Below are 15,030 nucleotides of genomic sequence, written 5' to 3'. Positions count from 1 at the left end.
CGATCATGGGGAAGGTTGAAATTATAAGGTTAATGCTGCGTGCTGGAAGGGCGAAGGATATGTTGGATTTCGTTGAGGGCGAGTCGCGTTATCTTTCGGAGGCGTCTGACGGCGCTCCACAAGATCCTGAACTCAAGCGAATTTGGATTATGGTGGTACATCACCTGCGTTTTTTGGCGGAATTTGGGGACGATGTATCGGTTCAATCGTCGGGTGGGCGAGTGTATAGATCATATCCTGAGGAGTTTGATAAGTGGTTAAGCGCGGGTGCGCCTGGAATTTCAGAAATTGATATTAAGAGATATATAGAGGAAAATCCTTTTGATGGGAATGAATAGGATAATAGGTGGGGTAAATGGCGGTGGAGTGCCTTGCCGTAGAGGGTGGTTTTAAGGCTATGTTGGTATTTTCGGGATCACTACTTCAATAGAAGATCAGGTGAAGCAGATTGCCGACAGCCTCGGCAGCGAGGAGGCGCGTGCTGCGCTGCACGCGATTGTCGGATGCGCCGGCGCGGCCGCCAGCAGTCAGAGCCGTGGTGCGGGTACGTTGGGTGCGGCGTCCAGTTCCGTGCTCGGTAGTCTGCGGTACTTTGACACGGGGCATTACCCGCTTTATCACTGGTTGCTGCGGATCTGCTTTGACCACTGGGATATTCCGTTCGATGCCTGGAGCGATCCTGACGAAGACACGCCTCATTCTCTGAACCAGCCGGTACTAAACGAACTGTTCGTTCACTGGCGCGGAGCCGATCTCTCGCCGATGCAAGAGCATATCCAGTGGTTGTGTGACTTCTACACGCATCGAACTAGAGGCAAGCAATGGTACGAATTCAGCAACAGCCATCTTCTGACACGTTTCCCGGCGGTGATATTGGCCTGGCAGCGACTGCGCGAGATTCGAGGGCTTGAGAAGCCTCTCATCGCTCATCCGCTGATGCAACCGACTTACGCACGCCTCCAGGCCGCGATTCCGTTCTATACAGATCCGGTGCTGGAGGCTCCGCTTGCGCGGCTCCGCCGTGAGGAAATGCCGGATCTAGGGGGCGTGCGGCAACCGCCTCCGTCAGCCAATGTCGAGAAGCGTGGCTTGTTCGCTCGGTTGTTTGGGCGAACCTGAATTCCAATAGAAGGTATCGCAATGAACCAAGTGATGACGTCGGGCGCAAGTTGGGGTCATCGGCTCTCATGGTGTTGTCCATTTTTTATAAAGCTTAGAAATGCCGGATGTAAGTTGTGTCAAAGATGGAATGGGACGAGTAATGAAAATTTCGAAATGGCTGATCGGTTTGGTGATTATAGCCTTGACCTCACTCGGCGTGCGGGCGGAGCCGGCCATCACGTTAGCTGACCAAGCTGTCGCCGCGCATGCAGACACTGACCAGCCGAGCGGAATACTGTTTTGTGACAGGGCGAGTTGCGCGGAAGCCTTGGCGGTGTTTTGCGCTATCCGCGTAGATCGTGATGGTTTGCTGGTTGGTCCGCGTGACTCAACCCGGGAAAACGATACAACGCTCGCCGCTTGCAGGAAAGCGGCGGAGTTGGGTAGCGCATCCGCGCAATGGACTATGGCGACGATTGATGGGATGGCGAGGGGGCCAAGTAATGTCGAATATGGTGCGACCTTGAGATGGTTAGTTCCTTCTGCCGAGCACGGATATGCAGATGCCCAATCGGAATTGGGAATGATGTATTTGACCGGTCGGGGTGTTACGAAATCCAGTGTTCAGGCGTATAAATGGTTGAAGCTGTCTGCCTGGAAAAATGTCGAAAACGATAAAGTCGCGAACGATCTGGCTGCGACTATGTCGTTCGATCAGCTCCGGGAGGCGCGAGCGCTTGTTAATTCGTGGCGGCCCAAGTAATTCGACATTCCATTCAATAATCGATTTGTCGCAGCACGGGCAGAATCAGGAAAATATAAAATAATGAAAATTTCGAAGCGGCTGGCGGCTTTGCCGATCACAGTCTTGGTAGCGCTCGGGGCGCAGGCGCAGCAGACCCCCACGCCTGTCGACCAAGCCGCCGCTGCACGCGCGAACGCGGAACAAGACCGGCAGGCGCAGCAACAACGTGAAGCACAGCAGCGCGACGTGACCGTGCGCGCACCTTCCGTACGCTCCGAAGTGCCGCGCATTGAAGCGTATCCGGCGCTTCCCATCGTAACGCCGTGTTTTCGTATCGACCGCTTTGCACTCGATGTGCCGAGTTCATTGCCCGATGTAGCGAAGGTTCAGGGCGCGTCCGCCCTGCCGATGGATCGATTTTCCTTCGCCCGCGAATGGTTGGAGCACTATGCCGGCCAGTGCGTCGGCAAGGAAGGTATCGATGTGCTGGTCAAAGGTCTATCGCAAGTCATCCTGGCGCTAGGCTACGTGACGACGCGCGTGCTGCTGCCTGAACAGGATCTATCGACCGGCACCCTCAAGTTTTCGTTGATCCCCGGCGTGATTCGCCATGTGCGCTTCGCCGACGAAAAGCTCCGCGGTACCTGGAAAACAGCCTTCCCGACCCGCGACGGCGAACTCCTGAACCTGCGCGACCTCGAACAAGGTCTCGAGCAAATGAAGCGCGTGACGAGCCAGGACGTGTCGATGCAGATCGTGCCGGCCGACGTACCAGGCGAAAGCGACGTCGTGCTCGACGTGAAGCGCGGCAAGCCCTGGACGGTTGTAGCATCGATCGACAACTCGGGTACCCGCGCGACCGGCAAGCTGCAAGGCAACCTGTCGCTTGGCATCGACAATCCGCTCGGGCTGAACGACATTTTCAACATCGGCGTGAGCCAAGACCTTGAATTCGGCGACAAGCGCCTCGGCTCGCACGGCTGGAACGGTTTTTATTCGATTCCCTGGGGATACTGGACAGCGACCCTTTCTGCATACACGAACACGTACTACCAGCAAATCGCGGGCGTCAACCAAACATTCGTGGCGAGCGGCAATTCGAAGACGGTCGATTTCAAGCTGGCGAGAGTGCTTGCCCGTGGCCAGAATGATGTGTTCGGTGCGTACGCTCGCCTGTCGCGTCGTTTCGGACAAAGCTTTATCGAAGACACCGAGATTTCGCAGCAGCGCCGCAATAACACGATGATCGAGCTCGGCTTGACCGATCGTCATTACTTCGGTGGCGCGCAGTTCGATGGCTCGCTTGCATATAGGCAAGGTGTTGGTGGATTGGGGGCTCAGGAAGATACGTTGTCGGCGGATGGCGGGCCGACCTATCGATTCAAGATGGCGGTGCTCGATGCGAACCTCTCGATTCCGTTCGTAATCGCTCAGCAACCGTTGCGCTACGTGACGACATTCCATGGCCAGTACACGGGCAACACGCTGTACTACATCGATGACCTGACGATCGGCAGCCGCTACGCCGTGCGCGGTTTCGACGGCGAGACGATGCTCGCGGCGGCGCGCGGCTTTTACTGGCGCAACGAACTGCAAGCGCCGATTGGGCAGACCGGGCAAGCAGTCTACGCCGGCATCGACTACGGTCGCGTATGGGGGCCGCAGCCGGTGGCATTGGCCGGGACGCAACTGGCGGGTGCGGTGATCGGTGTCAAGGGCAGCATAGCAACCCGCTTCGGCGCCTACGGCTACGACCTGTTCGCCGGCACGCCGATCTACAAGCCGTCCGGATTCCCGACGGCACGCGTCACGGTTGGTTTCCAGGTTACGGCACAGTTTTGATGGCGTGAATGTTAGGCACGAGCCCTGCGCACCGCACGACGGAACTGTTCCGATCGACGAGCGAGCAGGGCTCCGCCGCGGCATCACCGCACCCGCCGCCCCCCTTCACAACACGACCCCATACACCTCCCGCGCCGCCGCCCGAATCGCGTCCGCCATCACCTCGACAGCCGGCGAATGCAGCCGGTCGGTGCGCGTGATGATCCCGAAATCGTCCATCCGGCAGTCCATCTCCAGCGGCAGCACCGACACGATCCCGTGTCGCGCGTAGTACAGCGCGACGTCCTCCGCGAGCACCGCGATCATGTCGCTCTGCTCGATCAGCTGCGTGATGAACAGCAGCGCGGCCGTTTCAACCACATTCGCGGGCGGCGCGAGGCTCGCGCGCTGGAACACGAGCTCGAAGCGATGGCGCAGCACGCTGCCGGCCGGCGGCATGACCCACGCGGCGCGCTGCACGTCGGCGAGCGACAGCGGCGCCTGTGCGAGCAGCGGATGGCCGGGCCGCACGACCGCGGCCACCGGCTCGCCGGTCAGCGGCTCGTAACGCAGGTGCAACTTGTCGTGTTCGGCGGACAGCCGGCCGAGCACGATGTCGAGCTTGTCCTGCGCGAGGTGTTCGAGCAGCGCGTTGCTCGTGTCGATCGACACCGACACGCGCACGTTCGCATGCGTCCCCTTCACTGCGGCGACGGCCGGCGGCACGAGCCGCAGCCCCGGTGACGTGATCGCGCCCACCGCCACGTGCCCGAGGTGGCCGGCCTTCAGCGCGGCGAGTTCCTCGCGCGCCTGGTCGAGGCTGCCGAGCGCCGCGCGCGCGTGACGGATCAGCGCGTCGCCGTACAGCGTCGGGCGCATCCCGCGCGGCAGCCGCTCGAACAGCACCGCGCCGATCGATTCCTCGAGCTCGCGCAACAGCTTCGACGCGGCCGGCTGCGTCATGTTCAGCGCGGCCGCCGCGCGGTGAATGCTGCCTTCGTCCGCGAGCGCGACGACCAGCAGGAGCTGGCGGGTCTTCAGGCGGCTGCGGTTTCCCCACGGGCTGGCTTCTTGCATCGTACGGGTTTATATCGATATCGGAATCGATATCGTAATCGCCTAAAACGTCATTAGCGAGTTATCAAAATTCTGCCTAGACTGCGCCGGTATCCCGTCACCACAGGACTGACGATGTCGGCAACAAAACCCAGGCTGCGCTCCACCGAATGGTTCGGCACGAACGACAAGAACGGCTTCATGTACCGGAGCTGGATGAAGAACCAGGGGATTCCCGATCACGAGTTCGACGGCCGGCCGATCATCGGCATCTGCAACACCTGGTCCGAACTGACGCCGTGCAACGCGCACTTCCGCAAGCTCGCGGAGCACGTGAAGCGCGGGATCTTCGAAGCGGGCGGCTTCCCGGTCGAGTTCCCGGTGTTCTCGAACGGTGAATCGAACCTGCGGCCGTCGGCGATGCTCACGCGCAACCTGGCGTCGATGGACGTCGAGGAAGCGATTCGCGGCAACCCGATCGACGCGGTCGTGCTGCTCGCCGGCTGCGACAAGACGACCCCGGCGCTGCTGATGGGCGCGGCGAGCTGCGACGTGCCGGCGATCGTCGTGTCGGGCGGCCCGATGCTGAACGGCAAGCTCGAGGGCAAGAACATCGGCTCGGGCACGGCCGTGTGGCAGTTGCATGAATCGCTGAAGGCGGGCGAGATCGACCTGCACCACTTCCTGTCGGCGGAAGCCGGCATGTCGCGTTCGGCCGGCACCTGCAACACGATGGGCACCGCGTCGACGATGGCCTGCATGGCCGAGGCGCTCGGCGTCGCGCTGCCGCACAACGCGGCGATCCCGGCCGTCGATTCGCGTCGCTACGTGCTCGCGCACATGTCCGGCATCCGCATCGTCGAGATGGCGCTCGAAGGGCTCGTGCTGTCGAAGATCCTGACGCGCGCCGCGTTCGAGAATGCGATCCGCGCGAATGCGGCGATCGGCGGCTCGACCAATGCGGTGATCCACCTGAAGGCGATCGCGGGCCGCATCGGCGTGCCGCTCGAGCTGGAGGACTGGATGCGCATCGGCCGCGACACGCCGACGATCGTCGACCTGATGCCGTCCGGGCGCTTCCTGATGGAGGAGTTCTATTACGCGGGCGGGCTGCCGGCGGTGCTGCGCCGGCTCGGCGAAGGCGGGCTGCTGCCGCATCCGGATGCACTGACGGTCAACGGCAAGTCGCTGTGGGACAACGTGCGCGAAGCGCCGAACTACGACGACGAAGTGATCCGCCCGCTCGACCGGCCGCTGATCGCGGACGGCGGCATCCGCATCCTGCGCGGCAATCTCGCGCCGCGCGGTGCGGTACTGAAGCCGTCGGCGGCGAGCCCCGAGCTTCTGAAGCATCGCGGCCGCGCGGTGGTGTTCGAGAATTTCGACCACTACAAGGCGACGATCAACGACGAAGCGCTCGACGTCGACGCAAGTTCGGTGCTCGTGCTGAAGAATTGCGGGCCGCGCGGGTATCCGGGGATGGCGGAGGTCGGCAACATGGGCCTGCCGCCGAAGCTGCTGCGCCAGGGCGTGAAGGACATGGTGCGGATCTCGGATGCGCGGATGAGCGGCACGGCCTACGGCACGGTCGTGCTGCACGTCGCGCCGGAAGCCGCCGCGGGCGGGCCGCTGGCCGCGGTGCGCAACGGCGACTGGATCGAACTCGACTGCGAGGCCGGCACGCTGCACCTGGACATTACGGATGACGAACTGCAGCGCCGCCTGTCGGACGTCGATCCCACCGCGGCGCCCGGCGTGGCCGGACAGCTCGGCAAGGGCGGCTACGCGCGGCTCTACATCGATCACGTGCTGCAGGCCGACGAGGGGTGCGACCTCGACTTCCTGGTCGGCATGCGCGGCGCCGACGTGCCGAGTCATTCGCATTGAGCGGCAGGCGGGGCGCGGGCATCGGCTCGCGCAACGCGAACTGGTGAGTGAAATCGTGAACGCTTGATGGCCTCGCCTCGAGGCCGACGCAGGACCCGACCATGACATCGAGCAGCACGCCGCGCTATCGCGGCATCTTCCCCGTCGTCCCGACGACGTTTTCCGACACCGGCGAGCTGGACCTCGCGAGCCAGAAGCGCGCGGTCGACTTCATGATCGACGCCGGCTCGGACGGGCTGTGCATCCTCGCGAACTTCTCCGAGCAATTTGCGATCACCGACGACGAACGCGACGTGCTCACGCGCACGATCCTCGAACACGTGGCCGGCCGCGTGCCGGTGATCGTCACGACGTCGCACTACAGCACGCAGGTGTGCGCGGCGCGCAGCCTGCGCGCGCAGCAGCTCGGCGCGGCGATGGTGATGGCGATGCCGCCGTATCACGGCGCGACGTTCCGCGTGCCCGAAGCGCAAATCTTCGACTTCTTCGCGCGTGTGTCGGACGCGATCGACATTCCGATCATGATCCAGGACGCACCGGCGAGCGGCACCGCGCTGTCGGCGCCGTTCCTTGCGCGGATGGCGCGCGAGATCGAGCAGGTTGCGTACTTCAAGATCGAGACGCCCGGCGCCGCGAACAAGCTGCGCGAGCTGATCCGGCTCGGCGGCGATGCGATCGAGGGGCCGTGGGACGGCGAGGAGGCGATTACGCTGCTCGCCGACCTGCACGCCGGCGCGACCGGCGCGATGACGGGCGGCGGGTTTCCGGACGGCATCCGGCCGATTCTCGAAGCCTTCCGCGAAGGGCGGCACGACGATGCGTTCGCGCGCTACCAGGCATGGCTGCCGCTGATCAATCACGAGAACCGCCAGTCCGGGATCCTCACCGCGAAGGCGCTGATGCGCGAAGGCGGCGTGATCGCGTGCGAGCGGCCGCGGCATCCGATGCCGGAACTGCATCCGGACACGCGCACGGAGTTGCTCGCGATCGCGCGCCGGCTCGATCCGCTCGTGTTGCGCTGGGCGCGCTGAGCAAGTGGCGAAGGAGGAACGCAGATGAGCGACGTGATTTCGCTGGGCGTGATCGGAATCGGCAAGATCGCGCGTGACCAGCACCTGCCGGCGATCGCCGCCGAACCGGGATTCGTGTTGACCGCGTGCGCGAGCCGTCACGCGGAAGTCAACGGCGTGCGCAACTATCAGGATCTGGGCGCGCTGCTGGCCGCCGAGCGCGACCTCGACGCGGTGTCGCTGTGCGCGCCGCCGCAGGTGCGCTACGCGCAGGCGCGCGCCGCGCTCGAAGCCGGCAAGCACGTGATGCTCGAGAAGCCGCCGGGCGCGACGCTCGGCGAAGTGGCCGCGCTCGACGCGCTCGCGCGCGAACGCGGCCTCACGCTGTTCGCGACCTGGCATTCGCGCTGCGCGAGCGCGGTGGAGCCGGCGCGCGCATGGCTTGCGACACGCACGATTCGCGCGGTGCAGGTGCGCTGGAAGGAAGACGTGCGGCGCTGGCATCCCGGCCAGCAGTGGATCTGGGAGCCGGGCGGCCTCGGCGTGTTCGATCCGGGCATCAACGCGCTGTCGATCGTCACGCGGATCCTGCCGCGCGAGCTCGTGCTGCGCGAGGCGACGCTGTACGTGCCGAGCGACGCACAGATGCCGATCGCGGCCGAACTCGATTGCGCCGATACGAACGGCGTGCCCGTGCGCGCGGAATTCGACTGGCGGCACGGCCCCGTCGAGCAGTGGGAGATCGCGGTCGACACGTCGGACGGCGTGCTCGCGATCAGCCGCGGCGGCGCGCAATTGTCGATCGCCGGCGAGCCGGTCGAGATCGGGCCGCAGCGCGAGTATCCGGCGCTGTATGCGCAGTTCCGCGCGCTGATCGCGCGCGGCGAAAGCGACGTCGACGTGCGGCCGTTGCGGCTCGTCGCCGATGCGTTCCTGTTCGGGCGGCGCGTCGGGACCGACGCGTTCGGCCGCTGACACCATGCGGTCGCGCTCGATCGCGAGCGCGTCCGCGCACGACGGTAGTTGAAGACCCAAGCCAATACAAGGAGACACCGCATGAACCGCACGATTCGCCGACACACCCTGCGCGCGCTGCTGGCCGCGCTTTGCATCGCGCCGCTCGGGATGCAGGGCGCCGCGCACGCCGACGCGCCGCTGAAGATCGGCTTCCTGGTGAAGATGCCCGAGCAGGCGTGGTTCATCAACGAGCAGAACGCGGCGTCGGCGCTGGGCCAGAAGGAGAACTTCTCGGTCGTGAAGATCGGCACGCCGGACGGCGAGAAGGTGCTGGCCGCGATCGACAACCTCGGCTCGCAAGGCGCGCAGGGCTTCGTGATCTGCGCACCCGACGTGCGTCTTGGCCCGGCGATCGCCGCGCGCGCGAAGCGCTACAACATGAAGTTCGTGACGGTCGACGATCAGCTCGTCGACTCGACCGGCAAGCCGCTCGCGAACGTGCCGCACCTCGGGATGTCGGCGACCAAGATCGGCAACCAGGTCGGCCAGGCGATCGCCGACGAGATGAAGCGGCGCGGCTGGAAGCCGGAGGAAGTCGGCGCGCTGCGCATCACGAACTACGAGCTGCCGACCGCGAAGCTGCGCACCGACGGCGCGACGCAGGCGCTGCTCGCGAACGGCTTCCGCAAGGAGAACATCTTCGACGCGCCGCAGAAGACGACCGACGACGAAGGCGGCTTCAGCGCGGCCGCGCCCGTGCTCGCGCGCCATCCGAACGTGAAGAAGTGGGTGGTGTATGCGCTGAACGAGGAAACCGTGCTCGGCGCGGTGCGCGCGACGGAGCAGCTGCACATTCCGGCGGCCGACGTGATCGGCGTCGGCATCAACGGCGCGGGCGAGGCGTTCGCCGAATTCCAGAAGAAGGAGCCGACCGGCTTCTACGGGACGATCGCCGTCAGCTCGACGAACCACGGCAAGGAGAGCACGCAGAACCTCGTCGACTGGATCCGCAACGGCAAGACGCCGCCCGCCGACACGCAGACGAGCGGCAAGCTGATGACGCGCGCGAACTGGCAGGCCGTGCGCGCCGAGCTCGGCATCTGAGCGTGCGGGGCGACGACGCGATGACGATGCAGACGATGACGGCCGTGTCCGGCAACGACGGTGCGGCCCTGCCCGGCGCCGATGCGCCGCCGCCCGGCGGCGCGCTGCTCGCGCTCGACGGCATCACCGTGACGTTCCCGGGCGTGCGCGCGCTCGACGGCGTGTCGCTGTCGGTGCGCGCGGGCGAAGTGCACGGGTTGATGGGCGAGAACGGCGCGGGCAAGTCGACGTTGCTGAAGGTGCTGTCCGGCGTGAACCAGCCGCAGGCCGGCACGCTGACGCTGAACGGCACGGTGCAGCGCTTCGCGTCGACGCGCGCCGCGCTCGAGGCCGGTATCGCGATCATCTACCAGGAGCTGCATCTGGTGCCCGAGCTGACGGTCGCGGAGAACCTGATGCTCGGCCAGCTGCCGAGCCGGCTCGGCGTGGTGGACGAGCGCGCGCTCGCGGCGCGCGCGCTCGATGCGCTGGAGCGTCTGGGCGAGCACATCGATCCGGACATTCCGGTGAAGTATCTGTCGATCGGCCAGCGCCAGATGATCGAGATCGGCAAGGCGCTGATGCGCGATGCGCGCGTGATCGCGTTCGACGAACCGACGAGTTCGCTGTCCGCGCGCGAGACGACGCAGCTGTTCCGCATCATCCGTTCGTTGCGCGCGGAAGGCCGCGCGATCATCTACGTCACGCACCGGATGGAGGAAGTCGATGCGCTGTGCGACCGCGTGACGGTATTCCGCGACGGCCGCCGCATCGAGACGTTCGAATCGGTCGCCGATCTCGATCGCGACCGGCTGATCGGCTGCATGGTCGGCCGCTCCATCGAGGACGTCTACGGCTACCGGCCGCGCGCGGCCGGCGACGTGCTGATCGAGGCGAAGGCGCTGCTGGGGCCGGGCTTGTCGGAGCCGGTGTCGTTCGCCGCGCGGCGCGGCGAGATCGTCGGCTTCTTCGGATTGGTCGGCGCGGGGCGTTCGGAGCTGATGAAGCTGCTGTACGGCGCGGCGCGCCCGAGCAGCGGGCACGTCGAGCTGGGCGGCAAGCGCGTGGCCTTCGCGAGCCCGCGCGACGCGGTGCGTGCCGGCATCGCGCTGTGCCCGGAGGACCGCAAGCAGGAAGGCATCGTCGCGATCGCGTCGGTTGCCGACAACCTGAACATCAGCGCGCGCCGCCATTTCAGCCCGGCGCGCGTGCTGCTCGACGCGCGGCGCGAACGCGAGCTCGCGCAACGCTACATCGAGCGGCTGGCGATCAAGACCCGCGACGGCGAGACGCCGATCGGCGCGCTGTCGGGCGGCAACCAGCAGAAGGTCGTGCTCGCGCGCTGGCTGGCCGAGCGCATCGACGTGTTCCTGATGGACGAGCCGACGCGCGGCATCGACGTCGGCGCGCGCGCGGAAATCTACAACCTGTTCTACGAGCTCGCGGAAGCGGGCCGCACGGTGATCATCGTGTCGAGCGACCTGGCCGAGGTGATCGGCGTGTCGGATCGCATCATCGTGATGAAGGAAGGGCGGATCGCGGGCGAGGTCGCGAAGGCGCAGGCGACGCCCGACGCGCTGATCAAGCTCGCGCTGCCGCGCTAGCGGCACGCAGTCAAACGGAAAGCAACCGATATGAGCCAGGCAATGCAACCCCAACGTACTTCCCCGTCCCCGGATGCAGCGGGCGCAGCCGCGCCCGCGCGCGCGCGTGGCGGCATGTGGCAACTGATCAACCGCTCCGGCATCGTGATGGTGTTTCTCGTGCTGTTCGCGACGCTGTCGCTGACCGTGCCGGACTTCCTCACGCCGCGCAACATCCAGGGCCTGCTGCTGTCGGTCACGCTGATCGGCTCGATCGCGGTGACGATGATGTTCGTGCTCGCGCTCGGCGAAGTCGACCTGTCGGTCGCGTCGATCGTCGCGTTCTCGGGCGTCGTCGCGTCGACGCTGATCACCGCGACGCACAGCGTCGTGCTCGGCATCGCGGCCGGCGTGCTCGCGGGCGGCGCGGTCGGGCTCGTCAACGGCGTGCTGATCGCGCGCTGGCGAATCAACTCGCTGATCGTCACACTTGCGATGATGGAAGTCGTGCGCGGGCTCGCGTTCATCACGTCGAACGGCGACGCGGTGATGATCTCCGAGGAGCGCTTCTTCGATCTCGGCGGCGGGTCGTTCCTCGGCATTTCGTATCCGATCTGGAGCAACATCGTCGGCTTCGTCGTGTTCGGCTTCCTGTTGCGCAAGACGGTGTTCGGCAAGAACGTGCTGGCCGTCGGCGGCAACGGCGAGGCCGCGCTGCTCGCGGGGCTGCCGGTGATGCGCATCAAGATCGCGGTGTTCGTGCTGCAGGGCCTCGTGACCGGCTTCGCCGGCGTGATGCTCGCATCGCGGATGAGCCTCGGCGATCCGAAGACGTCCGTCGGCCTCGAGCTCGGCGTGATTTCCGCATGCGTGCTCGGCGGCGTGTCGCTGACGGGCGGCGTCGCGACGATTTCCGGCGTGCTGGTCGGCGTGCTGATCATGGGCTCCGTGCAGGACGCGATGAGCCTGCTGAACGTGCCGACCTTTTACCAATATCTGATACGCGGCGGAATTCTGTTGCTCGCGGTGCTGTTCGACCAGTATCGTCGCAACCAGCGGCGCGCGATGAAGATCTGACCCTGACGAACGCGCGGCCGCCCGCGAAGACAGATATCGGGAGACGGCATGCAACAGATTCAACCGGGCGCGGCGGCGCTGCTCGTCGACAGCCGCAATACGCTCGGCGAAGGCGCGACGTGGTGCGACGCGACGCACGCGCTGTACTGGACGGACATCGAAGGTGCGCGGCTGTGGCGTTGCCGCGCGGACGGCTCGGACCTCGCGCAATGGCCGACGCCGGAACGGCTCGCGTGCTTCGCGCTGACGCACGAACCGAATGTGCTGCTCGTCGGGCTCGCGACGCATCTCGCATTCTTCGATCTGCGCAGCGGCGAATTCACGCGGATCGTCGACGTCGAACCCGACCTGCCGACGCGGCTGAACGACGGCCGCTGCGATCCGTTCGGCGCGTTCGTGTTCGGGATGAAGGACGAAGGCGGCGATCCGCCGCGCGCAATCGGCGGCTTCTACCGGCTCAATCCGGACCTCACGCTCGAACGGCTTGCATTGCCGGCGGCGGCGATCGCCAACAGCATCGCGTTCTCGCCGGACGGCACGACGATGACCTTCTGCGATTCGATGGTGCGCGAGATTCTCGTCTGCGATTACCGCACGGGCGGCGACGTGGCCAACGTGCGGCCGTTCGCGCGGCTGTCCGATGCAAACGGCGACCCTGACGGCTCGACGATGGATCGCGACGGCGGGCTGTGGAACGCGCAGTGGGGCGGTGGGCGTGTGGTGCGCTACGGGCCGGACGGCGTCGAGACCGATCGCGTGACCGTGCCGACCGCACAGCCGAGCTGCGTGACGCTCGACGGCGAAGGGCGGTTGTACGTGACGAGCGCGCGCGCCGGGTTGAGCGACGCCGCGCTCGCGAGCGATGCGCATGCCGGCGGCGTATTCGTCGCGCGAACGCGCCACGCCGGATTGCCGACCGCGCGCTTCTCGGGGGCGCCGCGCGGCTGACCGCGCATCGGAGGCCGTTCATGGGATGCGTGCGACGCGGCGAGCCGGGGGCTCGGCCGCGCATGCATGCGCGCACGGCGAACGTTCCCGCCTGCCTGAACACGCCGTTCGCTCCCCGACGTGCTGGTAAGATGGCCCGCAATTCCATCTCGCCCGCATCATGAGTTCCGCACCGACCAAGCCCGCGAATCCGAAAAACGCCGTGAAAAACGCCGCCCGTGCGACGGGCGACAAGCCGAAGGCGCGCGTGCAGCAGCGCCTGACCTACGTGATCGGCGGTCTCGACCGGCTGCTGCGCCGGCATATGACCGACGCGCTGGCACCGCTCGGCATCACGCTCGCGCAATACACGGCGTTGTCGGTGCTCGAGGCGCGCGGCGCGTCGTCGAACGCGCAATTGGCCGAGCGCTCGTGGATCACGCCGCAATCGGCGAACGAGGTGATGAGCGTGATGGCCGCCCGCGGCTTCGTCACGCGCGAAGCCGACCCGTCGCACGGCCGCATCATCCTGCTGAGGCTGACCGACGAAGGCGCGGCGATGCTGCGCGAATGCGAAGCCGTGCTGCGCCCGCTCGAGGCGCGAATGCTCGGCGACATCTCCGCCGACGACGCCGCGCACGTGCAGCGCGCGCTCGAACTGTTCTCGCGCAACCTGCGCGGCTGATCCCTTCCCGAAACGTCGCGGCGCGGGCCCGTGCGGCCCGCGTTCGCTTTCCCGCCCGGTCGCCGCCCGCCGGTCGCCTGACCGTTCCCCGATTGCGTCGTTGCCGCCGCGTTGCGCTCCGGGTTTACACCGGCGCTCATGTCGCTTGCAATATCAGGTAGCCTGATATTAAATGAAGTCGTTCGCAGCACGCATGCTGCGCACCGAAATGCACTGATTGGCACAGGAACGAACGACAGGAACGAACATGAGCAAGTACGACAACCGCTGGCAGACCGTTGAAGTGAAGGTGGAGGCCGGCATCGCGTGGGTCACGCTGAACCGCCCCGAGAAGCGCAACGCAATGAGCCCGACGCTGAACCGCGAGATGCTCGAGGTCCTCGACGCGGTCGAGTTCGACGACGAAGCGAAGGTGCTGGTGCTGACCGGCGCGGGCGCGGCGTGGACGGCCGGCATGGACCTGAAGGAATATTTCCGCGAAATCGACGGCGGCTCCGACGCGCTGCAGGAAAAGGTGCGGCGCGACGCATCGGAATGGCAATGGCGCCGCCTGCGGATGTACAACAAGCCGACCATCGCGATGGTGAACGGCTGGTGCTTCGGCGGCGGATTCTCGCCGCTCGTCGCGTGCGACCTCGCGATCGCGGCGGACGAAGCGGTGTTCGGGCTGTCGGAAATCAACTGGGGCATCCCGCCGGGCAACCTCGTCAGCAAGGCGATGGCCGACACGGTCGGGCATCGCCGCGCGCTGCACTACATCATGACCGGCGACACGTTCACCGGCGTGGAGGCCGCCGAAATGGGCCTCGTGAACAGCAGCGTGCCGCTGGCCGGCCTGCGCGACGCGACGATCGCGCTCGCCGCGCGGCTGATGGACAAGAACCCGGTCGTGCTGCGCGCGGCGAAGCACGGCTTCAAGCGTTCGCGCGAGCTCACGTGGGAGCAGTGCGAGGATTACCTGTATGCGAAGCTCGACCAGGCGCAACTGCGCGATCCGGAGCGTGGCCGCGAGCAGGGGCTGAAGCAGTTCCTCGACGACAAGACGATCAAGCCTGGCCTGCAGGCATACAAGCGCTGATACAAGCACGAGCGCCGATA

The 15,030-nt window shown here is 65.8% G+C and carries 14 protein-coding genes; 13 read left to right on the top strand and 1 reads right to left on the bottom strand.

Going from position 1 to position 15,030, the window contains the following annotated elements; translation table 11 throughout:
• The first annotated feature begins 5 nt into the window (after positions 1-5).
• The 4 genes from HW466_RS05960 to HW466_RS05945 all read left to right on the top strand — a co-directional run bounded on the left by HW466_RS05960 (position 6) and on the right by HW466_RS05945 (position 3,688).
• Entirely contained in the window at positions 6-338 is a 333-nt protein-coding gene (locus HW466_RS05960; RefSeq protein WP_151004505.1) for a hypothetical protein, read from the top strand.
• 100 nt (positions 339-438) lie between these two features.
• Positions 439-1,119: a hypothetical protein gene (locus tag HW466_RS05955; protein WP_060347174.1), complete on the top strand. Its 681-nt coding sequence runs from the start codon at positions 439-441 to the stop codon at positions 1,117-1,119.
• A 142-nt stretch (positions 1,120-1,261) separates the two neighbouring features.
• Positions 1,262-1,864: a tetratricopeptide repeat protein gene (locus HW466_RS05950; protein ID WP_170296660.1), complete on the top strand. Its 603-nt coding sequence runs from the start codon at positions 1,262-1,264 to the stop codon at positions 1,862-1,864.
• 63 nt (positions 1,865-1,927) lie between these two features.
• Positions 1,928-3,688 (top strand): ShlB/FhaC/HecB family hemolysin secretion/activation protein, encoded by a 1,761-nt coding sequence (locus tag HW466_RS05945; protein ID WP_170296659.1) that lies wholly within the window; start codon positions 1,928-1,930, stop codon positions 3,686-3,688.
• Between the two features lie 105 nt (positions 3,689-3,793).
• On the opposite strand, the gene HW466_RS05940 is transcribed toward HW466_RS05945, so the two are convergent.
• Positions 3,794-4,744 carry a LysR substrate-binding domain-containing protein gene (locus HW466_RS05940; RefSeq protein ID WP_059448865.1) on the bottom strand — a complete coding sequence of 317 codons (951 nt, stop codon included), beginning with the start codon at positions 4,742-4,744 and terminating at the stop codon, positions 3,794-3,796.
• 114 nt (positions 4,745-4,858) lie between these two features.
• Between HW466_RS05940 and HW466_RS05935 the strand changes: the two genes are divergently transcribed.
• From HW466_RS05935 to HW466_RS05895, 9 genes are all read left to right on the top strand, one after another.
• Positions 4,859-6,610 carry an IlvD/Edd family dehydratase gene (locus tag HW466_RS05935; protein WP_059448866.1) on the top strand — a complete coding sequence of 584 codons (1,752 nt, stop codon included), beginning with the start codon at positions 4,859-4,861 and terminating at the stop codon, positions 6,608-6,610.
• A gap of 101 nt (positions 6,611-6,711) precedes the next feature.
• Positions 6,712-7,641: a dihydrodipicolinate synthase family protein gene (locus tag HW466_RS05930; protein WP_151006493.1), complete on the top strand. Its 930-nt coding sequence runs from the start codon at positions 6,712-6,714 to the stop codon at positions 7,639-7,641.
• Between the two features lie 24 nt (positions 7,642-7,665).
• Entirely contained in the window at positions 7,666-8,595 is a 930-nt protein-coding gene (locus HW466_RS05925) for a Gfo/Idh/MocA family protein (protein WP_059501330.1), read from the top strand.
• A gap of 81 nt (positions 8,596-8,676) precedes the next feature.
• Positions 8,677-9,681 carry an arabinose ABC transporter substrate-binding protein gene (locus HW466_RS05920; RefSeq protein WP_059501332.1) on the top strand — a complete coding sequence of 335 codons (1,005 nt, stop codon included), beginning with the start codon at positions 8,677-8,679 and terminating at the stop codon, positions 9,679-9,681.
• A 20-nt stretch (positions 9,682-9,701) separates the two neighbouring features.
• Positions 9,702-11,264 carry an L-arabinose ABC transporter ATP-binding protein AraG gene (gene araG, locus HW466_RS05915; RefSeq protein WP_059449089.1) on the top strand — a complete coding sequence of 521 codons (1,563 nt, stop codon included), beginning with the start codon at positions 9,702-9,704 and terminating at the stop codon, positions 11,262-11,264.
• A 30-nt stretch (positions 11,265-11,294) separates the two neighbouring features.
• Positions 11,295-12,320 (top strand): L-arabinose ABC transporter permease AraH, encoded by a 1,026-nt coding sequence (gene araH / locus HW466_RS05910; RefSeq protein ID WP_059467358.1) that lies wholly within the window; start codon positions 11,295-11,297, stop codon positions 12,318-12,320.
• 48 nt (positions 12,321-12,368) lie between these two features.
• Positions 12,369-13,268, top strand: a complete 900-nt coding sequence (locus HW466_RS05905) for an SMP-30/gluconolactonase/LRE family protein (RefSeq protein ID WP_151006484.1) — start codon at positions 12,369-12,371, stop codon at positions 13,266-13,268.
• Between the two features lie 160 nt (positions 13,269-13,428).
• On the top strand, positions 13,429-13,932 hold the full coding sequence (locus tag HW466_RS05900; RefSeq protein WP_059501335.1) for a MarR family winged helix-turn-helix transcriptional regulator: 504 nt from the start codon (positions 13,429-13,431) through the stop codon (positions 13,930-13,932).
• A gap of 247 nt (positions 13,933-14,179) precedes the next feature.
• Positions 14,180-15,010, top strand: coding sequence for a p-hydroxycinnamoyl CoA hydratase/lyase (locus HW466_RS05895; protein ID WP_059448873.1), 831 nt, complete (start codon positions 14,180-14,182; stop codon positions 15,008-15,010).
• Positions 15,011-15,030: the final 20 nt, after the last annotated feature.

The sequence above is a fragment of the Burkholderia territorii genome, assembly GCF_902833055.1.
GTDB lineage: Bacteria > Pseudomonadota > Gammaproteobacteria > Burkholderiales > Burkholderiaceae > Burkholderia > Burkholderia territorii.
This window is presented reverse-complemented; position numbering and strand designations above follow the sequence as displayed.

Bases quoted from the DNA above. Each gene is read 5' to 3' on its own strand.
- HW466_RS05895 (WP_059448873.1), top strand. From the start codon at position 14,180: ATGAGCAAGTACGACAACCGCTGGCAGACCGTTGAAGTGAAGGTGGAG.
- HW466_RS05905 (WP_151006484.1), top strand. From the start codon at position 12,369: ATGCAACAGATTCAACCGGGCGCGGCGGCGCTGCTCGTCGACAGCCGC.
- araH (WP_059467358.1), top strand. From the start codon at position 11,295: ATGAGCCAGGCAATGCAACCCCAACGTACTTCCCCGTCCCCGGATGCA.
- araG (WP_059449089.1), top strand. From the start codon at position 9,702: ATGACGATGCAGACGATGACGGCCGTGTCCGGCAACGACGGTGCGGCC.
- HW466_RS05930 (WP_151006493.1), top strand. From the start codon at position 6,712: ATGACATCGAGCAGCACGCCGCGCTATCGCGGCATCTTCCCCGTCGTC.
- HW466_RS05925 (WP_059501330.1), top strand. From the start codon at position 7,666: ATGAGCGACGTGATTTCGCTGGGCGTGATCGGAATCGGCAAGATCGCG.
- HW466_RS05940 (WP_059448865.1), bottom strand. From the start codon at position 4,744: ATGCAAGAAGCCAGCCCGTGGGGAAACCGCAGCCGCCTGAAGACCCGC.
- HW466_RS05935 (WP_059448866.1), top strand. From the start codon at position 4,859: ATGTCGGCAACAAAACCCAGGCTGCGCTCCACCGAATGGTTCGGCACG.
- HW466_RS05920 (WP_059501332.1), top strand. From the start codon at position 8,677: ATGAACCGCACGATTCGCCGACACACCCTGCGCGCGCTGCTGGCCGCG.
- HW466_RS05960 (WP_151004505.1), top strand. From the start codon at position 6: ATGGGGAAGGTTGAAATTATAAGGTTAATGCTGCGTGCTGGAAGGGCG.
- HW466_RS05945 (WP_170296659.1), top strand. From the start codon at position 1,928: ATGAAAATTTCGAAGCGGCTGGCGGCTTTGCCGATCACAGTCTTGGTA.
- HW466_RS05900 (WP_059501335.1), top strand. From the start codon at position 13,429: ATGAGTTCCGCACCGACCAAGCCCGCGAATCCGAAAAACGCCGTGAAA.
- HW466_RS05950 (WP_170296660.1), top strand. From the start codon at position 1,262: ATGAAAATTTCGAAATGGCTGATCGGTTTGGTGATTATAGCCTTGACC.